Raw genomic sequence first — 21,362 nt, forward strand, 5'->3', positions numbered from 1 at the left:
CCCTCCGGGCCGCTAGTGGTGGTGGACAAAGCCCGATCCGAACAGGCCTTCGAGGTTCTCTATCCCCTTGTTGTACCGATCCTTGATATTGACCGTGGCCAGACGCTCACCGGTTTCAAGATCGTGGACCGAGATCGTGTGGCTGTTCAGACCGGCGATGAAATCCACATCCGTCGGGTCATTGTCAGCGCTATTGCCCAGGTTCAGCAGGTTGTTCTGAATGGCAATCAGATCACGGCCCGAGGCCGAGGTGAAAAAGATCATATGATGCGCCCCCGGATCGGCCACGATATCCGGGCCGCTGGAGACCAGCTCGGGCAGGGCTGCCAGATCATAGCGTTTTACCACGCCGGGCAGAGCATGTGAGATGAACAGCTCGTCCTCGGTGCCATAGAATTCCAGCGGAACGGCGGTTTCATTGGCAACGCCGCTATAAATCACCTCGGCCTCACCAAAGGTCTTGGAACTGGCGTCATAGGGCACCTTCCACGTCTCGAAGCCAAACATGGTGTTGGCCAGAATGGCCGGTTTGATATCCGGGTGCATGTCAGGACGCGCAAACAGCACCTCGACCGGAGAGGACGGGAAGTTCAACGGCTTTTCCTTTTCGACCGTGATGTTTTCGATGGGCTCCAGCGTGTTCAGATCGATGATCGTCAGCACATTGCCGACACCGGTGGCCAGGTCCGGATGCACCGTCGACGTCACCACCATTCGGTCATCAAAGGCCGATATCCCGTGCGGGTACATGATGTAGGGCGCGCCCTCGCCCACCTGACTTTTGCGCGCTTCGATAACCTTGACGACCTCGTTGGTCTGGGCGTCGAACACACCGACCGAGCCTCCGTCATCCCCGCCGGTTCCGCCCAGGAAGGTCACGAACATGTATTCCTGACCGTTCGAGTTGGCCCACATGATATCTTCGCCAACCATCTGCCCCTGCGTGTCCAGACAGTCAAAGCCGGAAATCACCGGCGCACCGCCCGCATCGCGCGACAGCCCAACCTCGGCCAGGCTACAGGACGGATCAAGCCCGGTGGAATAAAGCCGGCCATTGGGGCTGTAGTAGAGGTGGTGCAGCGGATGCACCATCTCGGGCTGTTCCACCTCGCTGAGAATCTCTCCGAACCGATCCGATTCCGGGTCCAGTTCGATGATTGCGATGCTGTGGCGGGTGTCCAGTGTCGGAAGCCCGCGCAACAGCACCATGCCCTGACTTTCCTCGCGGTCCTGCGACAGCGCCGGAGACAGCCCCGCCAGTATCAGGCCCGCACCAACCAGAATGCTTAGTGTAAAATGATTGAGTTTCATGACTTACCCCCTTGTGATGAAATTTCCAAACATTTCAGAGTGGGATGCGCCGCGCCCTATGTATTATCATATCTTGGAATTTGCACCAAACCTGCGCATCCCTCGAATGAGGTGTTGACGGAAGGGTCCTTCCTCACTCAATGTCGTGGCACTCAGACGACGGGGAACTGAAGCTGTGACAGCCAACCTTCGACAACCGATGATGCGTCGCGAAACCGGGTGCGATCTGGTCGCCTGACCCGCGGGGAACAGTCCGTTTTCACCTGACCCGCCTTCGGGTCTGTTCCACCCTTTCAGGCTGATACCCTTATGAATCAAACAGTTGGATTGCGTATGGCAATCGACATCGGCGGCACGTTCACCGATACCGTGCTGCTGGACAGCGCGTCTCAGGTGGTGGCGACCACCAAAACACCCACCACACCGCACCGCCCTGCCCTTGGCGCGGTTGCCGGTGCCACGCATGTGCTTGAGGTTGCCGACACCGACTGGCGTCAGGTGACCGGGTTCATCCATGGCACCACTCTGGCCACCAATGCGCTGATCGAACACCGTGGGGCCGTCACGGCCACGGTCACCACGCGCGGGTTCCGCGACATCCTCGAAATTGCATATGAGCGGCGCTATAGCCAGTACGCGATTGATCTGGTCAAACCCGACCTGATCGTGCCGCGCACCCATTCACTGACGATCGGCGGGCGCATGGATGCCAGCGGGCAAGAGCTGGAGCCGCTGGATGAGGCCGGTATCGCGCCTTTGGTCTCGGAATTGCTGGCCCTTGAGGTCGAGGCCGTCGCCATCTGCCTGCTGCACTCCTATGCCAACCCGGCGCATGAGCTGGCGCTGCGCAGCCTTCTGGCGCGGCATATGCCAGATCTTGTCATCTCGCTCAGCCATGAGGTCAGCCCCGAAGCGCGCGAGTTTGACCGGCTCTGCACCACAATTGCCAACGCTTATGTGCAGCCCCTGATGGCTGGGTATCTGCAGGATTTTGAAACCCGATTCCGGCAAATGGGGCTGGCCTGCCCGATCCTGATGATGACGGCGGGGGGCGGCATGACCACACTGGACACCGCCGCCCGGCTGCCGATCCGACTGGTCGAATCCGGCCCGGCCGGGGGGGCCGTTCTGGCCGCCCGCATCGCCGAGGCCACGGGTGAGGCCGACGTGCTGTCCTTTGACATGGGCGGTACCACCGCCAAGCTGTGCCTGATCGACGACTTTCACCCCCAGACCGCGCGCAAGTTCGAAATTTCGCGGGCCGAGCGTTTCATCAAGGGGTCAGGAATGCCGGTGCGCATTCCGGTGATCGAGATGATCGAGATCGGAGCGGGGGGCGGCTCGATCGCCAGCGTCGATCGCCTGGGCCGCATTCAGGTCGGTCCGCACAGCGCGGGATCAGATCCCGGCCCCGCGGCCTTTGGCAAGGGCGGCGACAAGCCAACGGTCACCGATGCCGACCTGACGCTGGGCCTGATCGAACCGGGGCGGTTTGCCGAAGGGCGGTTGCAGATCGATCAGGGTGCGGCACAACAGGCGATGTCGCAGGATGTGGGCGATCCGCTGAACCTCAGCCCCGATCAGGCCGCATTTGCGGTCAGCGAAATTGTCGATGAAAGCATGGCCAGTGCAGGCCGGATGCACGCGGTCGAATCCGGCAAGGACCTAAGCAACCGGTTGATGATCGCGTTCGGAGGCAACGGTCCGCTGCACGCCACCCGCGTGGCCCGACGCGCCCAGATGCTACGTGTGTTGATCCCGCGTGATCCGGGTGTGGGCTCGGCGGTCGGCTTCCTGTTCGCGCCCGTGTCGTACGAGGTTATCCGTTCACGCTATGCCCGGTTGGACAATCTGGATATCGAGGGCCTGAACCGGTTCTTCGACGCCATGCAGGCCGAGGCGGAACAGGTCGTCCGTGCCGGAGCAGCCGAAGGTGCTCTGCTGCAGCGCCGGGTCGCCTATATGCGGTATCACGGGCAAGGTCACGAGATCGAAATCCGCCTGCCCGACCGCGCGTTGGCCACCTCAGACCTTGACGCGCTACGAAAGGCATTTGAAACGGAATACAGCCGCCAATTCAGCCGGATCGTGCCCGGCATGACCGTAGAAATCCTGAACTGGGGGCTGTCAGTTTCCTCCCCCGCCCCCGCACATGAGGCCTATCCTGACGCTCCGGCGGAACACACCGCCACGGCAACCGAACACCGGCAAATCCTGTGCGACGTCACCGGCGCCCGGCGTCCGGCGGGCGTGTTCAACCGCTCTGACCTGACGCCCGGAGTGGCCCTCAGCGGTCCGGCACTGATCGTCGAGGCCCAGACAACAACATTCGTCAGCGCCGATTTCAGCGCCAGCGTCGACGGCCAGGGCAATATCTGGCTGACCCGGCAAGAGGAGGAGGAAGCATGATCCAGTCAGATACACGCCTGCAGGTGATGTGGAACCGACTTCTGGCCGTGGTCGAGGAACAGGGGCAAGCGCTGATCCGCGCCGCCTTCAGCCCGATCGTGCGTGAATGCGGTGACATCTCGGCCGGGATATTTGATGCGCAAGGCCGGATGCTGGCGCAGGCCGTCACCGGCACGCCCGGGCATATCAACACCATGGCCGAGGCGGTCAAAACCCTGCGCGCCCGCTTTGCCCAGAGCGAGATGAAACCCGGCGATATCTACATGACCAACGACCCGTGGATCGCCTCGGGGCATCTGAACGACTTTCTGCTGATGATGCCGGTGTTTTTTCAGGACACGGTGATTGGCTACACCGCCTGCACATCGCATTTGGTCGATCTGGGTGGGTTGGGCATGGGGCCCGAAGGGTCCGATATTTATGACGAAGGATTGCTGATCCCACCCTGCAAACTGGTCAGTCAAGGCGAAGTCAACGCGCTGCTGCTGGACATCGTCAAAGCCAACTCGCGCGAGCCCATCGCCAATGAAGGTGACATTTATGCTCTGATCGCCTGTTGCGAGGCCGGAGCCGAACGGCTGGTACAGATGATGCAGGAGTTTGGCATCACCGACCTGAATGCGCTGGCCGACTATATCATCGACACCTCCAGACGTGGCACCCTTGAAGCCGTCGCGGCCTTGCCCAAGGGCACGTGGCGGCGCGTGCTGAAGGTTGATGGATATGATGACGAGATCGAGCTGCACGCCGCCCTCACCATAGCAGACGACCACCTGCTGCTGGATTTCGACGGCACCGCGGCTTGCGTCGGCAAGGGGATCAACGTGCCGCTGAATTATGCCACGGCCTATTCCGTCTTTGCCCTACGCTGCATCATCGGGGCGGATATCCCGAACAATGCAGGCTCGCTCGACCCGTTCCGGGTGACCGGCCCCGAGGGCTGTATCCTGAACGCACAGCCCCCGGCCCCAGTTGCAATGCGGCACACGCTGGGGCAGATGACACCCGATCTGGTCTATGGCTGCCTGTCACAAGCCCTGCCCGACAGAGTTCCGGCCGAGGGGGCATCCTGCATGTACGACCTGCCTCTGCGCCACGCGCCCGAGGCGGTTGACCGCGGCGATGATCTCTTTGCCCTTGAGCTAGTGTTCAACGGCGGTACAGGTGCCCGGCCCCGGCTGGATGGCCTGTCGGCCACGGCATTTCCCAGCGGCGTCTGGGGCAGTCAGGTCGAAACCACAGAGGCCGTCGCGCCGGTACTGTTTCACCGCCGCGAGTTGCGACCGGATTCCGGTGGCGCCGGGCGTTTGCGGGGCGGGCTGGGGCAGCAGATTGAACTCAGCGCATCCAAGGCTCAGGACCTGATGCTGTTCCTGTCGGTCGAGCGGATCAAGAACCCAGCCAAGGGCCGTGACGGCGGTTTGGACGGCGCGCCCGGGCGTATCACCGTGCAGCCCGGCAACCGCCAACTGCCAGGCAAAGGCGAGGTTCGGATCAAGGCCGGTGAAACGCTGACGTTCGAAACGCCTGGTGGGGGCGGGTTTGGTCCGCCCGAGGAACGCTCGGACGACGCGGTGCAGAATGACCTGCGCGCGGGGCTGGTCACGCAGGACATGGCCCGAGCCCAGTACCAGAGACAGACATGACCCGCCCGCACCCACATATCGCGCGCATGTCGCCTTATGCGCTGGCTGACCTGAGCGCGCCCGAGGGCAAAACCCTGATTTCGCTGTCCCAGAACGAGAGCCTGCGCCCACCTAGCCCCAAGGCAATTGGGGCGGCGGCGCATGCCATGGGGACGTCGATGCTGTATCCCGATCCGGACTGGACGGACCTGCGAAACGCCCTGTCCGACCTGCATGGGATCGATGCGGATGGGATCTTGTGCGGCAACGGATCGCTCGACCTGATCGGTTGCCTGGCCCGCGTGTTTTCGGGGCCAGATCGGGCGGTGCTGGCCCCGGTCCATGCCTATCCCTTCTTTCAGACGGCGGCGCGCATGGCGGATGCGCGGTTCGACACCGCCCGGGAAATGGATGTCACCGTCAGCGTTGATGCTCTGTTGGCATCGGTCCAGCCGGACACCGGTATCGTCTTTGTCGCGAACCCGGGCAACCCGACCGGAACGCGTATCCCCAAATCCGACCTCATTCGACTACGGCAAGGACTGCGGCCCGACATCCTGCTGGTTGTCGACGAGGCCTATGGTGAATTCTCAGACCATCTGGGCGAGATGTGTTTCGATATGATCGCGGCCGGCAACACGGTCGTTCTGCGCACCTTTTCCAAGGCCTACGGCATGGCCGGGTTCCGCGTCGGTTGGGGGCTGTTCCCGCCGGTCATTGCCGAAGAGGTGCGCAAGGTGATGAACCCCAACAACATCCCTGCCAGCGCTCAAATCGCCGCCGCAGCAGCGGTGCGAGACGACGCCTATATGCGTGAGACTTGCGAGATGACGGCTGCTCTGCACGATCAGGCCGCTACCGGCCTGAGGGACGCGGGCTTCACCACCTATCCGAGTTTCACCAACTTCCTGCTGTTGAACTTGGGCAGCCCCGAGGCTGCGGCAAGTGCCGACCGAAAGTTACGCTCCGAAGGTGTATTCCTGCGCCCACAGGGCGGCGCGAGTCTGCCGCATACACTGCGCATGACCGTCGGGTCACTGGATGCAATGAACACAGCAATAGAAATCCTGACACAATGGAAACAGGAGGGTCAGCCATGAGCACGTCCCGAGGCCGCGCCCGGTTCGGGGTACTTGTCCCCTTTACCAACACCAATCTTGAACCCGATCTGGCGTTGATGGCCCCGCCGGGTGTTTCGCTGCACGTGGCCCGAATGGGCGGGTATGACGAAGATAAGATCCCGGACGAGGCCCAAATGCACGATCTTGGGGCCGCCGATCTGGACGAGCCCCTGCGCCTGCTGATGGGGGCAAAGCCGGACGTGGTCTTCTACGGATGCACCTCGGCCACCCTGACCCACGGCCCGCAGTTTGACCGCGAACTGGCTGCACGGATCAGTACCGCAAGCGGGGCCAAAACGGTCACTGCGGCCGGGGCTTTGGTTCATGCATTGACGACGCTGGGTGCCCGACGCATCGGGTTCGCCTCGCCTTATGTTCCGGCAATCAATAATATGGCGGTCGGATTTCTGGCCAAGCTGGGTTTCGAGACCATCCAGCGCTCCGAGGTAACCGAGGCACTGGACAATGAAGGCCAAGGCGCATTGGACCCCGAGGCGGTTTTCGAATTGGGCCGCGCGGCAGATCACCCCGAGGCCGACGCGCTGGTTCTGTCTTGCACCGACATGCGCAGCATCGAGGTTCTGGCCCAGCTGGAAGAGACGGTCGGCAAACCGGTGATCAGCTCAAATCAGGCAATGCTGTTTCAGGCGCTGCAGCTATCAAACTTCAAAGAGCCCGTCTTAGGGTTCGGTCGGCTATTGGAACAGGCGCGGTAAACGTCCCTGAAAGCGCGGAAGAAGCATCATTTCCGCGCCTTGATTTCTTCACGCCTGAACGGCCTTCATGAACCGGTCGCGGATCACCACCGGGTCCATCGTGATCGGCGGCATCTTGGCGTTGCCGCTTTCGCACTTGCTGACGATCACGGTCATCTGCCGGGCGTCCAGCGCCTCTTGCAGCACCCTCCCGGTGTCTTCGGCGGGGCATTCGATCACGCGGTCACAGCCTGCGGCCGCGGCCATTTTCGCCAGCGAGGTCTTCCGCCCCGCATAGGTCGGCTGGTCCCCGGTCGACCCGTAAGAGCCGTTGTCGATGATCAACAGGATATAGTTGTCGGCCACATTGTTCGCGATGGTCGGCAGCGTGCCCAGGTTGGTCAGCACGGACCCGTCCCCATCAATCACGATCACCGGCTTCGGCTGCGACAGCGCCAGCCCAAGACCGATAGACGAGGCCAGACCCATAGTGCCCAACATGTAGAAATTGGTCGGTTGATCGTCGATGGCGTGCAGCTCCTGACTGGGGATGCCGATATTGCAGACCACCAGTTGATCACGCAGGATCGGGGCGATTTCCTTCAGGATTTCAGAACGGATCATTGGTCGCCATAGCCTCCCCAGAAATTGGCGTCGGTCAGGACGGCGACCGGCTTGTTGCACATGAAAGTGTATTTCAGGATCGCATCCAGCTCGGCCACATCCGACTGATGGTGAAAGTGATAGGTCGGGATGTTCAGTTGCGCCAGCAGAGCCTTGGTATGCACTGCCATTTCCACCTGACAGGCGATGGGTTCACGTAGCTCTCCGCGATAAGAGATCAGCATGGGCAGTGGCATCCGGTAGTACTGGATCAACGTCGCCAGCGTGTTGATGGTCACGCCGATGGCGGTGTTCTGCATGATGATGGCGGGGCGCTTACCACCCATCCACGCCCCCGCGCACAGGCCCATGCCCTCGTCCTCTTTGTTCGAGGGGATGTGATAGATGCCATCGCGCTTGTCGATTTCGTCGATGACTCCGGCCAGCTGTTTGCACGGGACAGTGGTAACAAACGAGATATCGTTTGCGACCAGATCGTCCGTGATCTTCTTGTCTATATTCATATCCGGTCTGTCCATCCTGCTTGGGGCGCCGGGGCGCGATTGTAGGTTCAGATCCTGCGATGCACATGCACGGCGCAGCCGGCATGGCGCACCACACGCGATGCGGTCGAGCCCAGGAAATAGTCGCTGAGCCCCGGCTTGTGCGAGCCGATGACAATGCAGTCAAAGTCCATGTTGTTGGCATAGTCGATGATTGTCCGGGCAGTATGGCCCTTGACGATCTCGGGCTGGATGCCCTCCAGTTCCTCGGTCTTTTCGCGCAGCAAACTGGCCGCAGCGCGAAACCCGTCGGCTACAGCGTCCTTGTCCAGATAGGCACTGACCGACCCCTGTGGCATCTCGTAGACATGCAGCGCAACAATTTCGCTGTCCGCCGCCGATAGTGCACGGGCCACTTCCAGCGTGTGCTGCGAAATTCCGTGATCCAGCGCCATGGGAACAAGAATTTTCTTATACATGAGTCCCTCCGTTTCTGTCGGACCTCGGCCCACAGACAGCCTTCAAAATAACCCGCGCGGTCTGTCGGAAATCCTCGGCCGTAAAGGTATACGGTGCCGATAAAAGTGATTTCCCGCAAGGTATTGCGGCATGATTCCGGCCCAAGGCACCCCTGCAGTCTGGTTCAAGGGCATCCGGTGCTCACCCATCTGCCTGCAGATCAAACTGTTCGTCGGGGAAGTACTTTGCCAGACGCACATCCGCGGCGCGGGCGTGACCTTCCATGCCTTCCAGCCGGGAAATACGGGCGGTTGCAACAGCCACGGGCTTTGATCCTTCGCGCGTGGCCCGCTGCCAGGTGACGATCTTCATATACTTGTGGACACTCAGCCCCCCCGTATAACTGGCCGCCCCCGAGGTCGGCAGAACGTGGTTGGTGCCGGTGGCCTTGTCGCCATAAGACACGGTGGTTTCTTCCCCCAGAAACAGTGAACCGTAACAGGTCAGCCGCTCCAGCCACCAATCCAGGTCCTCGGCCTGCACTGTCAGATGCTCGGGGGCGTATTCATCCGAACAGGTGGCCATTTCCTCACGATCCGAACAAACGATCACCTCGGCATAGTCGCGCCACGCGGCGGCAGCGTTTTCGCGGTTCAACTCGGGCAGATCGTCGATGAGCTTTGGCACCAGTTCCATCACCTTTTGCGCCAGATTTCGGTCATCGGTCACCAGCCAGACGGGCGAGTTGTAGCCGTGTTCGGCCTGGCTGACCAAGTCGGTGGCCACCACAAGGGCGTCCGCACTGCTGTCGGCCAGGATCAGGCTGTCGGTGGGGCCTGCAATCATGTCGATGCCAACCTTGCCGTAGAGAATGCGCTTGGCCTCGGCCACGAACTGGTTGCCCGGACCCACCAGGATATTGGCGCGCGGCAGACCGAACAGGCCATAGGTCATCGCGGCCACGCCCTGCACCCCGCCCATGGCCAAGATGCTGTCGGCCCCGCAGATATGCGCGGCATAGACAATCGCAGGCGCGACCCCCTCACCCGGGCGCGGCGGGGAACAGGCGGTGATGTGGCGGCACCCGGCGACCTTGGCGGTGGTGACAGTCATAATCGCGCTGGCGGTGTGGCTATAGCGCCCACCGGGCACATAGCAGCCCGCCGCGTCCACCGGGATTGCCTTTTGACCGGCGACAAAACCCGGAACAATCTCGGTCTGCACATCGGCCACGGTTGCCTTCTGGGTTTCGGCAAAGCGGCGCACATTGTCATGGGCAAAGCGGATATCGGCCTTCAGCTTCTCTGGAACCCGGGCGATGGCGGCGTCGATCTCGGCCTGAGTCATCAGGACATTGCCGTCGAACTTGTCGAACTTGGCCGCGTATTCCAGCGCCTTTGCATCACCCCCCACCTCGATATCAGCAAGGATGGTCCTTACCGAATCGTGCACTTCAGAGGCATGGGATTGCGCCGTCAAAGTCGCTTTTTTCAAATAGTCACGAGGCATGGGCAGCGGTTCCTATTTTCTGGCCTTTTTCCGGATTCGGTTCATCGAAATTTGTAAGCGCTTACATCAAAAATGCAAGCGCTTACATCTACACTTTTCTTAGGCGGCACTTGAGCTTACACTTATTGGCAAAAGCAAATCTCAGGTTTGAAAATGTCGAAACTTCGATCCGTACCCACACTGGATGATGTCGCCAAGCTGGCAGGCGTTTCGACGGCGACCGTATCGCGCTGTCTGAATGATCCTGACCGGGTGGTTGAGGCGACGCGTCAGCGCGTTTTGTCGGCGGTGGACAGGCTGGGATACACACCGAATTTTGCCGCGCGGGTGATGGCGGCCAAGCGGAGTTGGACGATCGGCGCAATCATTCCCACCATGGAGAACGCAATTTTCGCGCGCGGTCTGCAAGCTTTTCAGGAAGAACTCCATCAGCACGGTTACACGCTGCTGGTTTCGAGTTCGGCCTACGATCCCGACCTTGAAGCAGAGCAGATACGGACACTGGTCGCGCGCGGTGCGGATGGGGTGTTGCTGATCGGCCATGACCGCGATCCGAAGGTTTATAAGGACCTCGCGCGCCGCGACATCCCGGTGATGATCGCGTGGTCATTTCTGGCAGAGGCACAGGTTGCCTCGGTCGGTTTTGACAATCGCGCGGCGATGGCCGGGCTGGCGAACCGCGTGATCGAGCTGGGCCACAAACGGATCGGCGTGATTTCCGGCATCACCGCCGGCAATGATCGGGCACGTCTGCGGATCGAGGGGATAAGGGACGCGGTCCGGCAGAACGGGCTTTCATCGTCGAATCTGACGATCCTTGAAACCCCCTATCAGATCGAAAACGGCGCCGAGGCGTTTTCCAGGCTGATGTCACAGGACGTCCGACCCACAGCGATCCTGTGCGGCAATGACGTGCTGGCTGTCGGTGCGCTGCACCGGGCGCGCGAAATGGGGCTGAAGGTACCAAAGGACGTGTCGGTTACCGGGTTTGACGATATCGAACTGGCCCGGATCGCCTCACCTGCGCTGACCACCGTACATGTGCCACACCGGGAAATGGGCCGCCGGGCGGCGCTGGCGCTGATTGATATGTTGGAAAACCAGACCCCGAACACTGGCACGCAACTGGCCACGCATATCGTCGAGCGTCAATCCCTTGGACCGCCGACCAGCGCCTAGGCGGCCTCGGCCTCCATAGTGCGGAAATCGTCCCTCAACCAGGAGTGCGCCTCGCACATCGGGTCGGTGAAATGCTGCCTGATCAGCTTTGCCATTGCCTTCTGGATCAGCTTCGAGGTCGTCTCGGGATACACCTCGGTGGTGAACAGGGACACGGTGCGCACAAAGTTGCGCCCCGGAAACGGAAGCGCCCGGACACTGTCATGGAACCTTTGCGCGCGGTGGAAACAGGCGGCGGTCGTGATCGCCCAGCCGCTGCCCTCGGCGACCAGACCGATGATCGATTGGTTGCACTCCATTTCAAACCGGTTGGGTAGATTGTATTTGCTGCGAGTCAGCTGAATTTCGATCTGCTTGCCGATCATGTAGTCCCGCGAATAGCGCAGCAGGGGCAATTCCGCGTCCGGCTTCAACAAATCTTCGGGTTCGCCGCGGAACGTGTTGGGCAGGATCACGATAAACGGGTCGCGCATCAGCGGGTATTCGACCAACCCCTCGGTGCGATCCGACGGGCGAGTAGCGACCCCCGCGTCCAGCTTATGCTCTTGCAGATGGGTGATGATCTCGTGACTGGGGCGCGTATAGTGGCGAAAGCTGCAACGCGGCAGGGCGTGCGCCAGAAACCGAAACAGGTCTGGCGCAATCTGGTTGTCGAAATCGTCGATCAGCGCCAGCCGCAGGTCCGTTGCATGTTTCCAGTTGCCCGAGCGGATTTCGGCCTCTCCCCGTTTCAGCACCGTCAGCCCGTCACGGACATAACGCGCAAACACCTCGCCCGCCGGGGTCAGCCCCATCGGACGCCGCCCGTGATCGACCAGATCGACGCCCAGCGCGGCCTCTAGACTGCGCAGATGGTTCGAGACGGTACTGATCGACAGCCCCGTCTCAGACGCGACCTGCTGGATCGATCCCGATTTGGCGACCAGCCGGAAGACTTCCAGCCAGCGAAGGCTCAGAGATTTGGACACCGCGCACCCGTTGTTTCGGTTTCTTCGAAACAAACCAAGCAAAGATTGATGCAAACGGCAATGGTGAAGTTGGCTGAGGGGTCAAGCTTTCATACGGCCAAAGCTTGGATCATAAGGCGATGGCGGTATGACCGTCGCACGCACGCGCTGGCCGCAGGAATCCAACTCCATCTCGGTCCCGACATCGGCCAGTTCGGGCCGCACGAACCCATGCGCAAGGTTCAAGCCAATACGATGCCCCCAGTCACCCGAGGTGATCGTACCCACGACCTTCTCCCCCTGCATCAGCGACGCCCCGGGATGGGCAGGTTGCTGCGTGGCGTGAATGTGCAAGGCGACCAGCTTCTTACATGGCCCCTCAGCCTGTCTTTTCAGCAAAGCTTCGCGTCCAATGAAATCGCCTTTGTCCATTTTTACAAAGCGTTCGAGGCAGGTTTCAAACGGGTCAAACTCTGTGATCAGGTCGGCCTTCCAATGCAGAAAGCTCTTTTCCATACGCATGGACTCCACCGCCCGGGCACCGAACAGTTTCAACCCGTGGGCTTCTCCGGCCTGTCGCAACGCCAGATAGGCGGCATAGAGCGAGGCGTTGGGAACATGGATTTCATAAGCCAACTCGCCCGAGAAACTGACGCCCATCACCGTCGCCGGAGCGATCCCGACGAAGCACTCGCGCATGCTGAGCCACGGGAAAGCCTCGGCGGACCAATCACCGCGCGCACAAGCGGACAGGACATCGCGCGCCTTGGGCCCGGCCAGCACCAGAATGGTCTGGTCATTGGTCAGGCTGCGCAACTGCACGTCCTCGTCGGCCCACAAGTGCTGGGTCAGCCAATCCATGTCGTGAAACTCGCTGGCCGCGGCGGACCCGTACCACAGGCGGTCCGGCCCCCGGTCACTGGCGGGCAGGTTGGCGACGGTCGCCTCGGCCTTGACCATGCCGTGACGGTTGAGCAGATAGCCCAGCCCGACCCGACCATCGCGCCGCGTGACGGTGCCGCAGAACATCCTGTCCAGAAAAGCATGCCGATCCGCGCCGGTGATCTCGATCCGATTGAACCCGTTCACTTCGGCCAAGCCGACGCTGTTTTGCACACTGGCCACCTCGGCCGCGACCAGATTGAATGTTTCGTCAAAATCGAAACTGAGGGACGGTGAGAAATCAGGGGTGGGCTTGATGTATTCCACCCTCTCCCACCCGTTGACCACTGTGAACTCCGCGCCCTCGGCGGCCAGAACGGGGGTCAGAGGCGTCGTTTTGGCTGGCCGCCCGGCCGGGCGGTGTTCGTGCGGGAAGTGAAAGCGGAATTCGTTCTGATAGTCCTCGATGGCTTTCAGCGCCGTCAGTTCCACATTCGCATGACCGGTGAACCGGCGCGGGTCCAGGCACCACGTGTCGTAACATGCCTCGCCATGCACAATCTGTTGCGCCAGCAGCCAGCCATGCCCCCCGCCCTCACCCAACCCGGCGCGCAGGCCAATGATGCAGAACGCGTTACGTTTGCCCGGTATCGGCCCGACCAAGGGCGCACCGTCGATCGTATAGGTGATCGGACCGTTGACGACCGTGTGAACGCCGACCTCCATCAGCGCCGGCATACGAGCAAACGCGCCCTCCAGCACATCGGTCACCCGGTCCAGATCGTCTGGGCACAGGGCATTGACGAAGTTCGGATCGATCCCGTCCATGCCCCAAGTCTTGCAGTCCTGTTCATAAAACCCCAGCAGCAGCCCGTTCTTTTCCTGCCTGCAATAATAGTCACTGATCGGGCACCGCAGCAGGGGCATTCTGTGACCCGCATCCCGGATGGCAGGGATCTCTTCAGTCAGGAAATACTGGTGCTCCATGGACGAGACAGGGTGATGCACCCCCATCATCGCGCCGACCTCGTTCACCCGATACCCGCAGGCGTTGACCACGATGTCACAATCGATATCGCCATGTTCGGTGTGGACCGTCCAGGTGTCGTCGCCGTGCTGGGTCAAACCGACAACCGGCGTGTTGCGATAAACCTCGGCCCCGGCCTTGCGCGCTCGGCGCGCCAGCGCCTGACACAGCTGCGCCGGGTCGATGTCGCCATCCATAGGGTCCCACAAACCGCCAATCAGGTTCTCGGTCGAGATCAGCGGGTGGCGGCGGGCGCATTCCTCGGCGTCGATCACCTCGAACTGCACATCCATCCCGCGCGCCATCGAGGCAAAATGGTGATAACCCTGCATCTGCGCCTCGGTATTGGCCAGACGGATGCCGCCATCCCCGTGGTGGTAGTTGATCGGGTAATCCGGGTCCTCGGCCAGTTCCTTGTACAGCCGGATCGAGTGCGACTTCAGGCCCACCATCGTCTGGTTCATGCCGAAATTCGTCACCTGCGCCGCAGAATGCCATGTCGTGCCCGAGGTCAGCTCGTTGCGTTCCACCAGAACCACATCCGTCCACCCCTCTTGCGTCAGGTGATAAAGTGTCGAGCAACCGGCGATCCCGCCCCCGATCACAACAACTTTGGTGCGCGACTTCATTGGCTCTGCTCCCTCTGGTCCGGGACAAGTTTTGCGGAAGAATGGACCGGGCCGACAATAGGGGCAGTGACTGTATTGCAAAATCGAAACTGCGATTGAGGATTCTGATATTCGCAGTTCCCCTTTGCGGCGGGGCAGAGTTGCCGCTTAGTGTGCCCGGAAGATTAGCGGGAAAGGATTGGGATGTCCTCGGAAGGTGGCAAACGAAGCGGTCGGCGGGCACGGCACGCCCAGCGCGCGGCCAAGCCTGTGGTTGATCCCTGCCCGCCCGGTCAAAAAGGAGGCGCGTTCAAACCACTGAATCCATCTGAGCTTGAGCAAATCTACGACACCGCCCTGCGCCTGCTAGAGACGCTTGGCATGGGCAACGTTCCAGACAGGCTGGCCGCTGATCTGCTGTCTGCTGGTGCGCAGCCGGGAGAACAGGATCGGCTGGTCTTTCCGCGCATAATGGTGGAGCGGTTGGTCAATTCCGCCGCCAAGACATTCATCTTCCACGGCCGGGACGAAACACGCTCCATTCAGGTGGGTGGAGACCGCGTATACTTCGGCACCGGAGGCGCCGCCGTGCAGACGTTGGATATCGACAGCGGGCTCTATCGCCCCTCAACGCTGATCGATCTGCATGATTTCACCCGGCTGCAGGACACTCTGGCCAATGTCAGCTGGTTTACCCGCTGCTGCGTGGCGACCGATGTACCCGATGTGCGCGATCTGGACATCAACACGGCTTATGCGCTGGTGCGCAACACGACCAAACCGGTGGCCACTTCGTTCACGCTGGCCGAAAACGTCGCCCCAATTGTCGAGATGCTGGATATCGTGGCCGGTGGACCGGGCGAATTCGCCAAGCGGCCCTTTTTGAAGGCTCATATCAGCCCGGTGATCTCTCCGCTGCGCTATGGAGAGGATGCGGTGGACGTGGTCTATGAATGCGTTGCCCACAACATTCCCATGTCCTGCATCACCGCCGCGCAGGCCGGGGCCACTGCCCCGGCGACCCTGGCCGGGTTTCTGGCGCAGTCTCTGGCCGAAACGCTGGCCAGCCTTGTCATGGTCAACGCGATCCAGCCCGGTTTTCCGATGGTGTTCTCCAACTGGCCCCTGATCGTGGACCTGCGCACCGGCTCCTTCGCCGGGGGTAGTGGTGAGACCGCCATTCTGAACGCCGCCTCAGCGCAGCTCACCAACTGGCTGGGCCTGCCCTCGGGCGTGGCGGCGTCAATGACCGACGCCAAAGCCGTCGACGCGCAATACGGAGCCGAAAAGGGGATGACCTCTCTGGCCGCCGCGCTGGCCGGGGGCAACCTGATCTATGAAAGTTCAGGTATGACAGCATCTCTGCTGGGGGCCAGTTTCGAAGCGTTTGTTCTGGACGATGAAATGCACTCTCACACCTATCGGGCCTTGCGTGGGATCGAAGTGACTGAGGAAAATCTGGGTTTTGACGCGATCTGCCAGTCGGTCCTGGGCGACGGTCACTTTCTTGGCAGCACCCATACCTATGAGGCGATGGAGCGGGATTATTTCTACCCGTCCCTCGCCGACCGGAATGAGCCGCGCACATGGGAAGAGGAAGGTGCAACCGACGCGTGGTCTGCCGCGCGCACAAAGGCCAAAGAGGTTCTGGCCACCCATCACCCACAATACCTGAGCGATGCGCAGGACGCTGAAATCCGCAAACGCTTTCGCATCCTGATCTGAGCCCATCGGACCATTCCCAAGTCACAGATCTGCCGCTAGGCTCGCGCCAGAACCAACAAGGGGAAGCCACATGACCAATTCATTTTTTCAGCCGGTCTCGGCAATGGAGCTTGCCCGGTTTGCTGGTATCCCCACCTTCATGCGCCTGCCGAGCATGACGCTGGATCACGAACGCATTGCCGAGGTTGAGCTGGGCCTGGTCGGCATCCCGTGGGATGGCGGCACCACCAACCGCCCCGGCGCCCGACATGGACCACGTCAGTTGCGGGATTATTCGACGATGATCCGTGCGATGAACCCGGTGACCGGGGTTGCGCCTTTTTCCATGGTCAATTGCGCCGATCTGGGAGATGTCGCGCCGAACCCGGTGGATATTCAGGATACTCTGGACCGGGTGACCGGTTTCTACGCTGATCTGACAGAGCGCGGAATCACCCCTCTGACGGCCGGAGGCGACCACCTGACCACCCTGCCCGTCCTGCGTGCGCTGGCCAAATCCGGCCCGCTGGGTTTGATCCAGTTCGACAGCCACACCGACCTGTTCGACACCTATTTCGGCGGCCACAAATTCACCCACGGCACCCCGTTTCGCCGCGCGGTCGAGGAAGGGCTGGTGGACCCAAAACGCTTTGTTCAGGTCGGCATTCGCGGCACCGCCTACAACACCGAAGACATCGAATGGGGTGAGGCGCAGGGTATCCGCATCATCCGCATCGAGGAACTGTTCGACCGCGGCATCAACGACGTCATGGCCGAAGTGCGCAGCATCGTGGGTACCGCACCCACCTATTGCACCTATGACATCGACTTCGTTGACCCAACCTATGCCCCCGGAACCGGCACGCCCGAAATAGGCGGGCCGAACAGCTTTCAGGCGCAGCAGGTCATTCGCCAGATGGCGGGCATCAATCTGGCCGGCGCCGATCTGGTCGAGGTCGCACCGCCCTTCGACCCCGAGGGCGGCACTGCGTGGCTGGGCATCTCATTGATGTTCGAACTGCTGTGTGTGCTGGCACAGGCAGTGGATGCGCGACGCTAACCGACGTTTTCCGCGATCATCGAGATCATCTCGAACATCACCGCCGCTGCTGTCAGGGCGGTGATGTTGTTCGGACTATCCTTCGTGGGCATCATGCAGACAACATCTCCGCCCACGATATTCAGGCCCCGCGCGGCCCGCAGAATGCCGACCGCCTCATCAATGTCGAAGCCCTTCTCGCCGGGTTCCAGATTGGACACAGCGGGCGCGACGGTTGGGTCGAGGCAATCCAGATCGAAGGTGATATAGACCGGACGGTCGCCCAGAACCTCGCGCGTCTGCGCCACCACATCCTGTAGCCCACGCTGGCGGAATTCGCGCATGGTGACGATGTTGTAGCCATAGTCATAAGAGGGCTGCAGCCAATCGAGGCTGCGCGGATGGCCCCGCAGCCCAATCTGCATCGACCGCGTCGGGTCGACTTGCCCCTGATCGGCCAGATAGGCCCCCCAATGAGCCGCCGATTTTTTGGCGCCCAGAAAGTGATCAACCTTGGTGAACACATCCGTATGCGCGTCCAGATGCAGAAAGCTGACTGGTCCTCCGCCCGCCAGCTTGCCATTGCCCAACGCCTGTACGATCCCGCCGGTGATCGAATGATCGCCCCCGACGGACACTGGCCTCGCCCCCGCCGCGTCGATATCCTTGTAAAAGGCGGTGATGCGTTCGATGCAGTCCTCGTTGTCGTTCGCACGCGGAAACGGCACGTCGCCCACATCGGCAATCCGCGCGCTGTTCCACGGATCGATCCCGAACACCGAATGCACCCGGCGTTGGACCGCCGAGACGTGACGCAGGGCACGCGGGCCCAGATGCTGATCCCGCTCGGTCGTGCCGTTGCCGGTAGAATGCGGCACACCCACCAGCGCGATGTCCTGCCCCTCGGGGCCTTCGTTGGGGCAGCGGAACAAGGTGGGCACACCCCACCAATAGAGATTGTCCATCATGGACTGTTCATAACGATCGGTCATTGTCTTCCCCGGTCAAAGAAAAACGCCCCCGGCGACAACCGGAGGCGTGCATGTTCAGATTTTCTCGTCTTCCCGCCGGAAGGCCCCCTGTACGATCCGGTCAATGACCATCGCGCAGAAGAGGATAGCAAAACCACCCAGCAGACCCGGCCCCTTGGCGGCGTATTGCAGTGCCTCGAGGATTTCCTTACCCAGACCACCGCCACCGATCAGCGAGATAATCACCACCATCGACAGACACATCAGGATGGTCTGGTTCACCCCGGTCATGATCGAGGGCAAGGCCAGCGGAATTTCCACATCCTTCAGCAACTGCCATTTGGAAGCACCAAAGGCGACCGCCGCCTCTTTGATGCTTTCGGGCACACCGCGCATCCCCAGCGCGGTCAAACGGATCACCGGCGGCATGCCAAAGATGATCGTGGCCAGAATGCCCGGCGGGTTACCGGTGCCAAAGAAGGCGATGATCGGGATCAGGTAGACGAAGGCCGGTAGCGTCTGCATCAGGTCCAGCACCGGCTCTGCCGCGCGATAAGCCCGCTGTGATTTCCCGAACCAGATGCCCAGAGGGATGCCGAACACCACACATAGCAACACCGCTGCACCGACCAACGCGACTGTCTCCATCGCCACATCCCAATAGCCCAGCAGGGCAATATAGGCGAGCGAGGACGCGGTGAAGATCGCCACGCGCGGACCTGCTGCCCGCCATGCAGTCACGCAGATAACCAACATCACCACCGGCCACGGAGAGCCGATCAGAGCGATCGTCAAAGCATCCAGAACCGATCGGACACCGGCGACAATGCCGTCAAAAACATCGCCCCCTGCCGCGGCGGCGGCGTCGATCTGCGCCTCCATCCAACTGGCGAGGTTCGAGAAGATTGTGCCCTCGCCCTCACCCAGTATCAACGCAGACACCTCTTGTTCCGGAAAGGCATCCAGCATCGCCAGCGACGCATTCACCGTGAACTTGTAGATGATGAGCGGTGCAATCGCGGCCACCAGAACCGCGCCCAGAACCGTATTGCGCGTGGATCGGCCGCTTTCGGTGCTGGTCGGATCGATCCGCCATTTCGAATACTGCTTTTCATAGACCCGGTCTGCGTAGAACCCCTGAGCCAGTTTGAACACGAGCAGCATCAGAAGTCCGGTGATCAGGATCCCCGACGCCTCGGCCTGAGCCGCCTGCGCTTGCGCCAGACTGCTGTCCGCCGCCTTCTGGATATTCTCGGCCAGCCGGTTGAACCGGTCTATGTCGGCCTGTTCGGTTGCGGCTGCTGCGCGTTCCAATAATTCGTTGGCTCGTGTCTGCTGACGTTCGGCGCGTTCGGCCAGATCAGCGCCGGGATTGCCCCAGGCCCCACGCCCGATCTGGACCCAGGCGATGATCTCAAGGATCAGAAAGGTCCAGAACATCCCCCAGATCGCCCGCGACGCCGACCAGAACGGACCCAGCGCCGCCGCCCAGATGTTGAACGTGTTGGGCATTGCGCTGGTGGCATCGTGGATCTTGTGGAATGCGGTGACGTAATAGTCTCCGTTCGGACCGGTAAACTCGTGAATGGATTGGTCCAGTGCCTCGCGGTCGACCTCGATATCAGAGGCGGCCGTGACTTTCATTTCCATTGCTGCATCAGTCATTTTTGCCCCCCTGAATTCCGCGCAGCAGACGCGGCTTGGTCACAATGCCGACGTCACTGCCCGAATCGGTGATGACGACCGGCATATCGGTATTCACGGCCAGATCGATCAGTTGATCCAAATCCGCGCCCTCATCCGCGCGCGGCGCTCCGTCGAGCGGACCAGAATAGCTTCCCATCGGCTCCATGATCGAATGCGCCTTGACCAGTTTCAGTTTCGAAATGCCCTGCACGAACTCGCGCACATAATCGTCCGCCGGGTTCATGACGATGTCTTCCGGCGTGCCAATCTGCACAATCACCCCGTCTTTCATGATGGCGATGCGGTGACCGATGCGGATGGCCTCGTCCAGATCGTGGGTGATGAACAGAGTGGTTTTCTGAAGCTGTGCCACCAGCGCCTTGAACTGATCCTGCAGTTGCAGACGGATCAGCGGATCAAGGGCCGAGAACGGCTCGTCCATCAGCAGGATTTCAGGGTCAGAGGCCAGCGCGCGGGCAATCCCCACCCGCTGCTGCATTCCGCCCGACAGTTCCTTGGGCAGGCGGTCTTCATAGCCGGTCAGGTCCACCAAACCCAGAGCGTGATCCGAAACCGCCCAGCGCTTGGACTTGGATACTTTGCGAATTTCCAGCGGATAGGCCACGTTGTCACGCACCGAGCGATGCGGCATCAGTGCCATGTGCTGGAACACCATCCCGATCTGCTGCGCCCGGATGCGGCGCAATTCGGCCTCGGATATCTGCGACACGTCATGGCCCAGAATCTCGATCTTGCCCGAGGTCGGCTCGATCAGGCGGTTAACGTGCCGCACCAGCGTGGATTTGCCTGAGCCCGACAGGCCCATGATGCAGAAAATCTCACCCCGCGGCACTTCGAAGGTGGCCCCCTGAACACCCACGACGCAATTGAATCTTTCCAGAACTTCCGGCTTTCCAATGCCTTCGTTCCGCACGGCTTCCATGGCTTCTTCGGCCCGCGCGCCAAAGATCTTCCACACATCCGTCAGTTTTACGACTGTTTCGGTCATTTTTGTCCCTTTGATGCAAAACAGGCCGCCGGACATGTCCGACGGCCTGTCCGGTTTTCAATTCCGGTCGGCGTC

At 61.1% G+C, this 21,362-nt stretch carries 17 protein-coding genes; 7 read left to right on the forward strand and 10 right to left on the reverse strand.

The window, feature by feature from the left end:
* Positions 1-12: 12 nt before the first annotated feature.
* Positions 13-1,311, reverse strand: coding sequence for a hypothetical protein (locus GOX88_RS14485; protein WP_170403190.1), 1,299 nt, complete (start codon positions 1,309-1,311; stop codon positions 13-15).
* Between the two features lie 333 nt (positions 1,312-1,644).
* Here GOX88_RS14485 and GOX88_RS14490 point away from each other — a divergent pair, with 333 nt between their 5' ends.
* Genes GOX88_RS14490 through GOX88_RS14505 form a run of 4 tightly spaced genes read left to right on the forward strand, consistent with a single transcriptional unit; the run spans position 1,645 to position 7,182 of the window.
* Entirely contained in the window at positions 1,645-3,720 is a 2,076-nt protein-coding gene (locus GOX88_RS14490) for a hydantoinase/oxoprolinase family protein (protein ID WP_254443339.1), read from the forward strand.
* Positions 3,717-5,366: a hydantoinase B/oxoprolinase family protein gene (locus GOX88_RS14495; RefSeq protein ID WP_170403196.1), complete on the forward strand. Its 1,650-nt coding sequence runs from the start codon at positions 3,717-3,719 to the stop codon at positions 5,364-5,366. The genes GOX88_RS14490 and GOX88_RS14495 overlap by 4 nt, the downstream gene beginning before the upstream one ends.
* Positions 5,363-6,445, forward strand: a complete 1,083-nt coding sequence (locus GOX88_RS14500; protein WP_170403199.1) for a pyridoxal phosphate-dependent aminotransferase — start codon at positions 5,363-5,365, stop codon at positions 6,443-6,445. The genes GOX88_RS14495 and GOX88_RS14500 overlap by 4 nt, the downstream gene beginning before the upstream one ends.
* Complete coding sequence (locus tag GOX88_RS14505; protein ID WP_170403202.1) at positions 6,442-7,182, forward strand: maleate cis-trans isomerase family protein; 741 nt, start codon at positions 6,442-6,444, stop codon at positions 7,180-7,182. Before GOX88_RS14500 ends, GOX88_RS14505 begins: the two co-directional genes overlap by 4 nt.
* A gap of 48 nt (positions 7,183-7,230) precedes the next feature.
* Here GOX88_RS14505 and comE read toward each other — a convergent pair whose 3' ends face one another.
* From comE to hisD, 4 genes are all read right to left on the reverse strand, one after another.
* Positions 7,231-7,785: a sulfopyruvate decarboxylase subunit beta gene (gene comE / locus GOX88_RS14510; protein ID WP_170403205.1), complete on the reverse strand. Its 555-nt coding sequence runs from the start codon at positions 7,783-7,785 to the stop codon at positions 7,231-7,233.
* Positions 7,782-8,288 carry a sulfopyruvate decarboxylase subunit alpha gene (comD, locus tag GOX88_RS14515; protein ID WP_170403724.1) on the reverse strand — a complete coding sequence of 169 codons (507 nt, stop codon included), beginning with the start codon at positions 8,286-8,288 and terminating at the stop codon, positions 7,782-7,784. Before comD ends, comE begins: the two co-directional genes overlap by 4 nt.
* Before the next feature lie 47 nt (positions 8,289-8,335).
* Positions 8,336-8,746, reverse strand: a complete 411-nt coding sequence (locus tag GOX88_RS14520; RefSeq protein WP_170403207.1) for a universal stress protein — start codon at positions 8,744-8,746, stop codon at positions 8,336-8,338.
* Between the two features lie 181 nt (positions 8,747-8,927).
* Entirely contained in the window at positions 8,928-10,235 is a 1,308-nt protein-coding gene (gene hisD / locus GOX88_RS14525) for a histidinol dehydrogenase (protein ID WP_170403210.1), read from the reverse strand.
* A 153-nt stretch (positions 10,236-10,388) separates the two neighbouring features.
* Between hisD and GOX88_RS14530 the strand changes: the two genes are divergently transcribed.
* Entirely contained in the window at positions 10,389-11,414 is a 1,026-nt protein-coding gene (locus GOX88_RS14530) for a LacI family DNA-binding transcriptional regulator (protein ID WP_170403213.1), read from the forward strand.
* On the opposite strand, the gene GOX88_RS14535 is transcribed toward GOX88_RS14530, so the two are convergent.
* On the reverse strand, positions 11,411-12,382 hold the full coding sequence (locus GOX88_RS14535; RefSeq protein WP_170403216.1) for a LysR family transcriptional regulator: 972 nt from the start codon (positions 12,380-12,382) through the stop codon (positions 11,411-11,413). The genes GOX88_RS14530 and GOX88_RS14535 overlap by 4 nt on opposite strands.
* A gap of 81 nt (positions 12,383-12,463) precedes the next feature.
* Entirely contained in the window at positions 12,464-14,899 is a 2,436-nt protein-coding gene (locus GOX88_RS14540; RefSeq protein ID WP_170403219.1) for a GcvT family protein, read from the reverse strand.
* A 183-nt stretch (positions 14,900-15,082) separates the two neighbouring features.
* Here GOX88_RS14540 and GOX88_RS14545 point away from each other — a divergent pair, with 183 nt between their 5' ends.
* Positions 15,083-16,603 carry a trimethylamine methyltransferase family protein gene (locus GOX88_RS14545; protein ID WP_170403222.1) on the forward strand — a complete coding sequence of 507 codons (1,521 nt, stop codon included), beginning with the start codon at positions 15,083-15,085 and terminating at the stop codon, positions 16,601-16,603.
* A gap of 70 nt (positions 16,604-16,673) precedes the next feature.
* Positions 16,674-17,642: an agmatinase gene (locus tag GOX88_RS14550; protein WP_170403225.1), complete on the forward strand. Its 969-nt coding sequence runs from the start codon at positions 16,674-16,676 to the stop codon at positions 17,640-17,642.
* On the opposite strand, the gene GOX88_RS14555 is transcribed toward GOX88_RS14550, so the two are convergent.
* Genes GOX88_RS14555 through GOX88_RS14565 form a run of 3 tightly spaced genes read right to left on the reverse strand, consistent with a single transcriptional unit; the run spans position 17,639 to position 21,287 of the window.
* Entirely contained in the window at positions 17,639-18,613 is a 975-nt protein-coding gene (locus GOX88_RS14555; protein ID WP_170403227.1) for an arginase family protein, read from the reverse strand. The two genes, GOX88_RS14550 and GOX88_RS14555, sit on opposite strands and share 4 nt — an antisense overlap.
* Positions 18,614-18,667: 54 nt before the next feature.
* Positions 18,668-20,257: an ABC transporter permease gene (locus GOX88_RS14560; protein WP_170403229.1), complete on the reverse strand. Its 1,590-nt coding sequence runs from the start codon at positions 20,255-20,257 to the stop codon at positions 18,668-18,670.
* On the reverse strand, positions 20,250-21,287 hold the full coding sequence (locus GOX88_RS14565) for a quaternary amine ABC transporter ATP-binding protein (RefSeq protein ID WP_170403232.1): 1,038 nt from the start codon (positions 21,285-21,287) through the stop codon (positions 20,250-20,252). Before GOX88_RS14565 ends, GOX88_RS14560 begins: the two co-directional genes overlap by 8 nt.
* Positions 21,288-21,362 lie beyond the last annotated feature (75 nt).

The sequence above is a fragment of the Ruegeria arenilitoris genome (assembly GCF_013030985.1).
Classification (GTDB): Bacteria; Pseudomonadota; Alphaproteobacteria; order Rhodobacterales; family Rhodobacteraceae; genus Ruegeria; species Ruegeria arenilitoris_B.

Coding starts and splice junctions, on each gene's coding strand:
- GOX88_RS14485 (WP_170403190.1), bottom strand. CDS start 1,311: ATGAAACTCAATCATTTTACACTAAGCATTCTGGTTGGTGCGGGCCTG.
- GOX88_RS14490 (WP_254443339.1), top strand. CDS start 1,645: ATGGCAATCGACATCGGCGGCACGTTCACCGATACCGTGCTGCTGGAC.
- GOX88_RS14495 (WP_170403196.1), top strand. CDS start 3,717: ATGATCCAGTCAGATACACGCCTGCAGGTGATGTGGAACCGACTTCTG.
- GOX88_RS14500 (WP_170403199.1), top strand. CDS start 5,363: ATGACCCGCCCGCACCCACATATCGCGCGCATGTCGCCTTATGCGCTG.
- GOX88_RS14505 (WP_170403202.1), top strand. CDS start 6,442: ATGAGCACGTCCCGAGGCCGCGCCCGGTTCGGGGTACTTGTCCCCTTT.
- comE (WP_170403205.1), bottom strand. CDS start 7,785: ATGATCCGTTCTGAAATCCTGAAGGAAATCGCCCCGATCCTGCGTGAT.
- comD (WP_170403724.1), bottom strand. CDS start 8,288: ATGAATATAGACAAGAAGATCACGGACGATCTGGTCGCAAACGATATC.
- GOX88_RS14520 (WP_170403207.1), bottom strand. CDS start 8,746: ATGTATAAGAAAATTCTTGTTCCCATGGCGCTGGATCACGGAATTTCG.
- hisD (WP_170403210.1), bottom strand. CDS start 10,235: ATGCCTCGTGACTATTTGAAAAAAGCGACTTTGACGGCGCAATCCCAT.
- GOX88_RS14530 (WP_170403213.1), top strand. CDS start 10,389: ATGTCGAAACTTCGATCCGTACCCACACTGGATGATGTCGCCAAGCTG.
- GOX88_RS14540 (WP_170403219.1), bottom strand. CDS start 14,899: ATGAAGTCGCGCACCAAAGTTGTTGTGATCGGGGGCGGGATCGCCGGT.
- GOX88_RS14545 (WP_170403222.1), top strand. CDS start 15,083: ATGTCCTCGGAAGGTGGCAAACGAAGCGGTCGGCGGGCACGGCACGCC.
- GOX88_RS14550 (WP_170403225.1), top strand. CDS start 16,674: ATGACCAATTCATTTTTTCAGCCGGTCTCGGCAATGGAGCTTGCCCGG.
- GOX88_RS14555 (WP_170403227.1), bottom strand. CDS start 18,613: ATGACCGATCGTTATGAACAGTCCATGATGGACAATCTCTATTGGTGG.
- GOX88_RS14560 (WP_170403229.1), bottom strand. CDS start 20,257: ATGACTGATGCAGCAATGGAAATGAAAGTCACGGCCGCCTCTGATATC.
- GOX88_RS14565 (WP_170403232.1), bottom strand. CDS start 21,287: ATGACCGAAACAGTCGTAAAACTGACGGATGTGTGGAAGATCTTTGGC.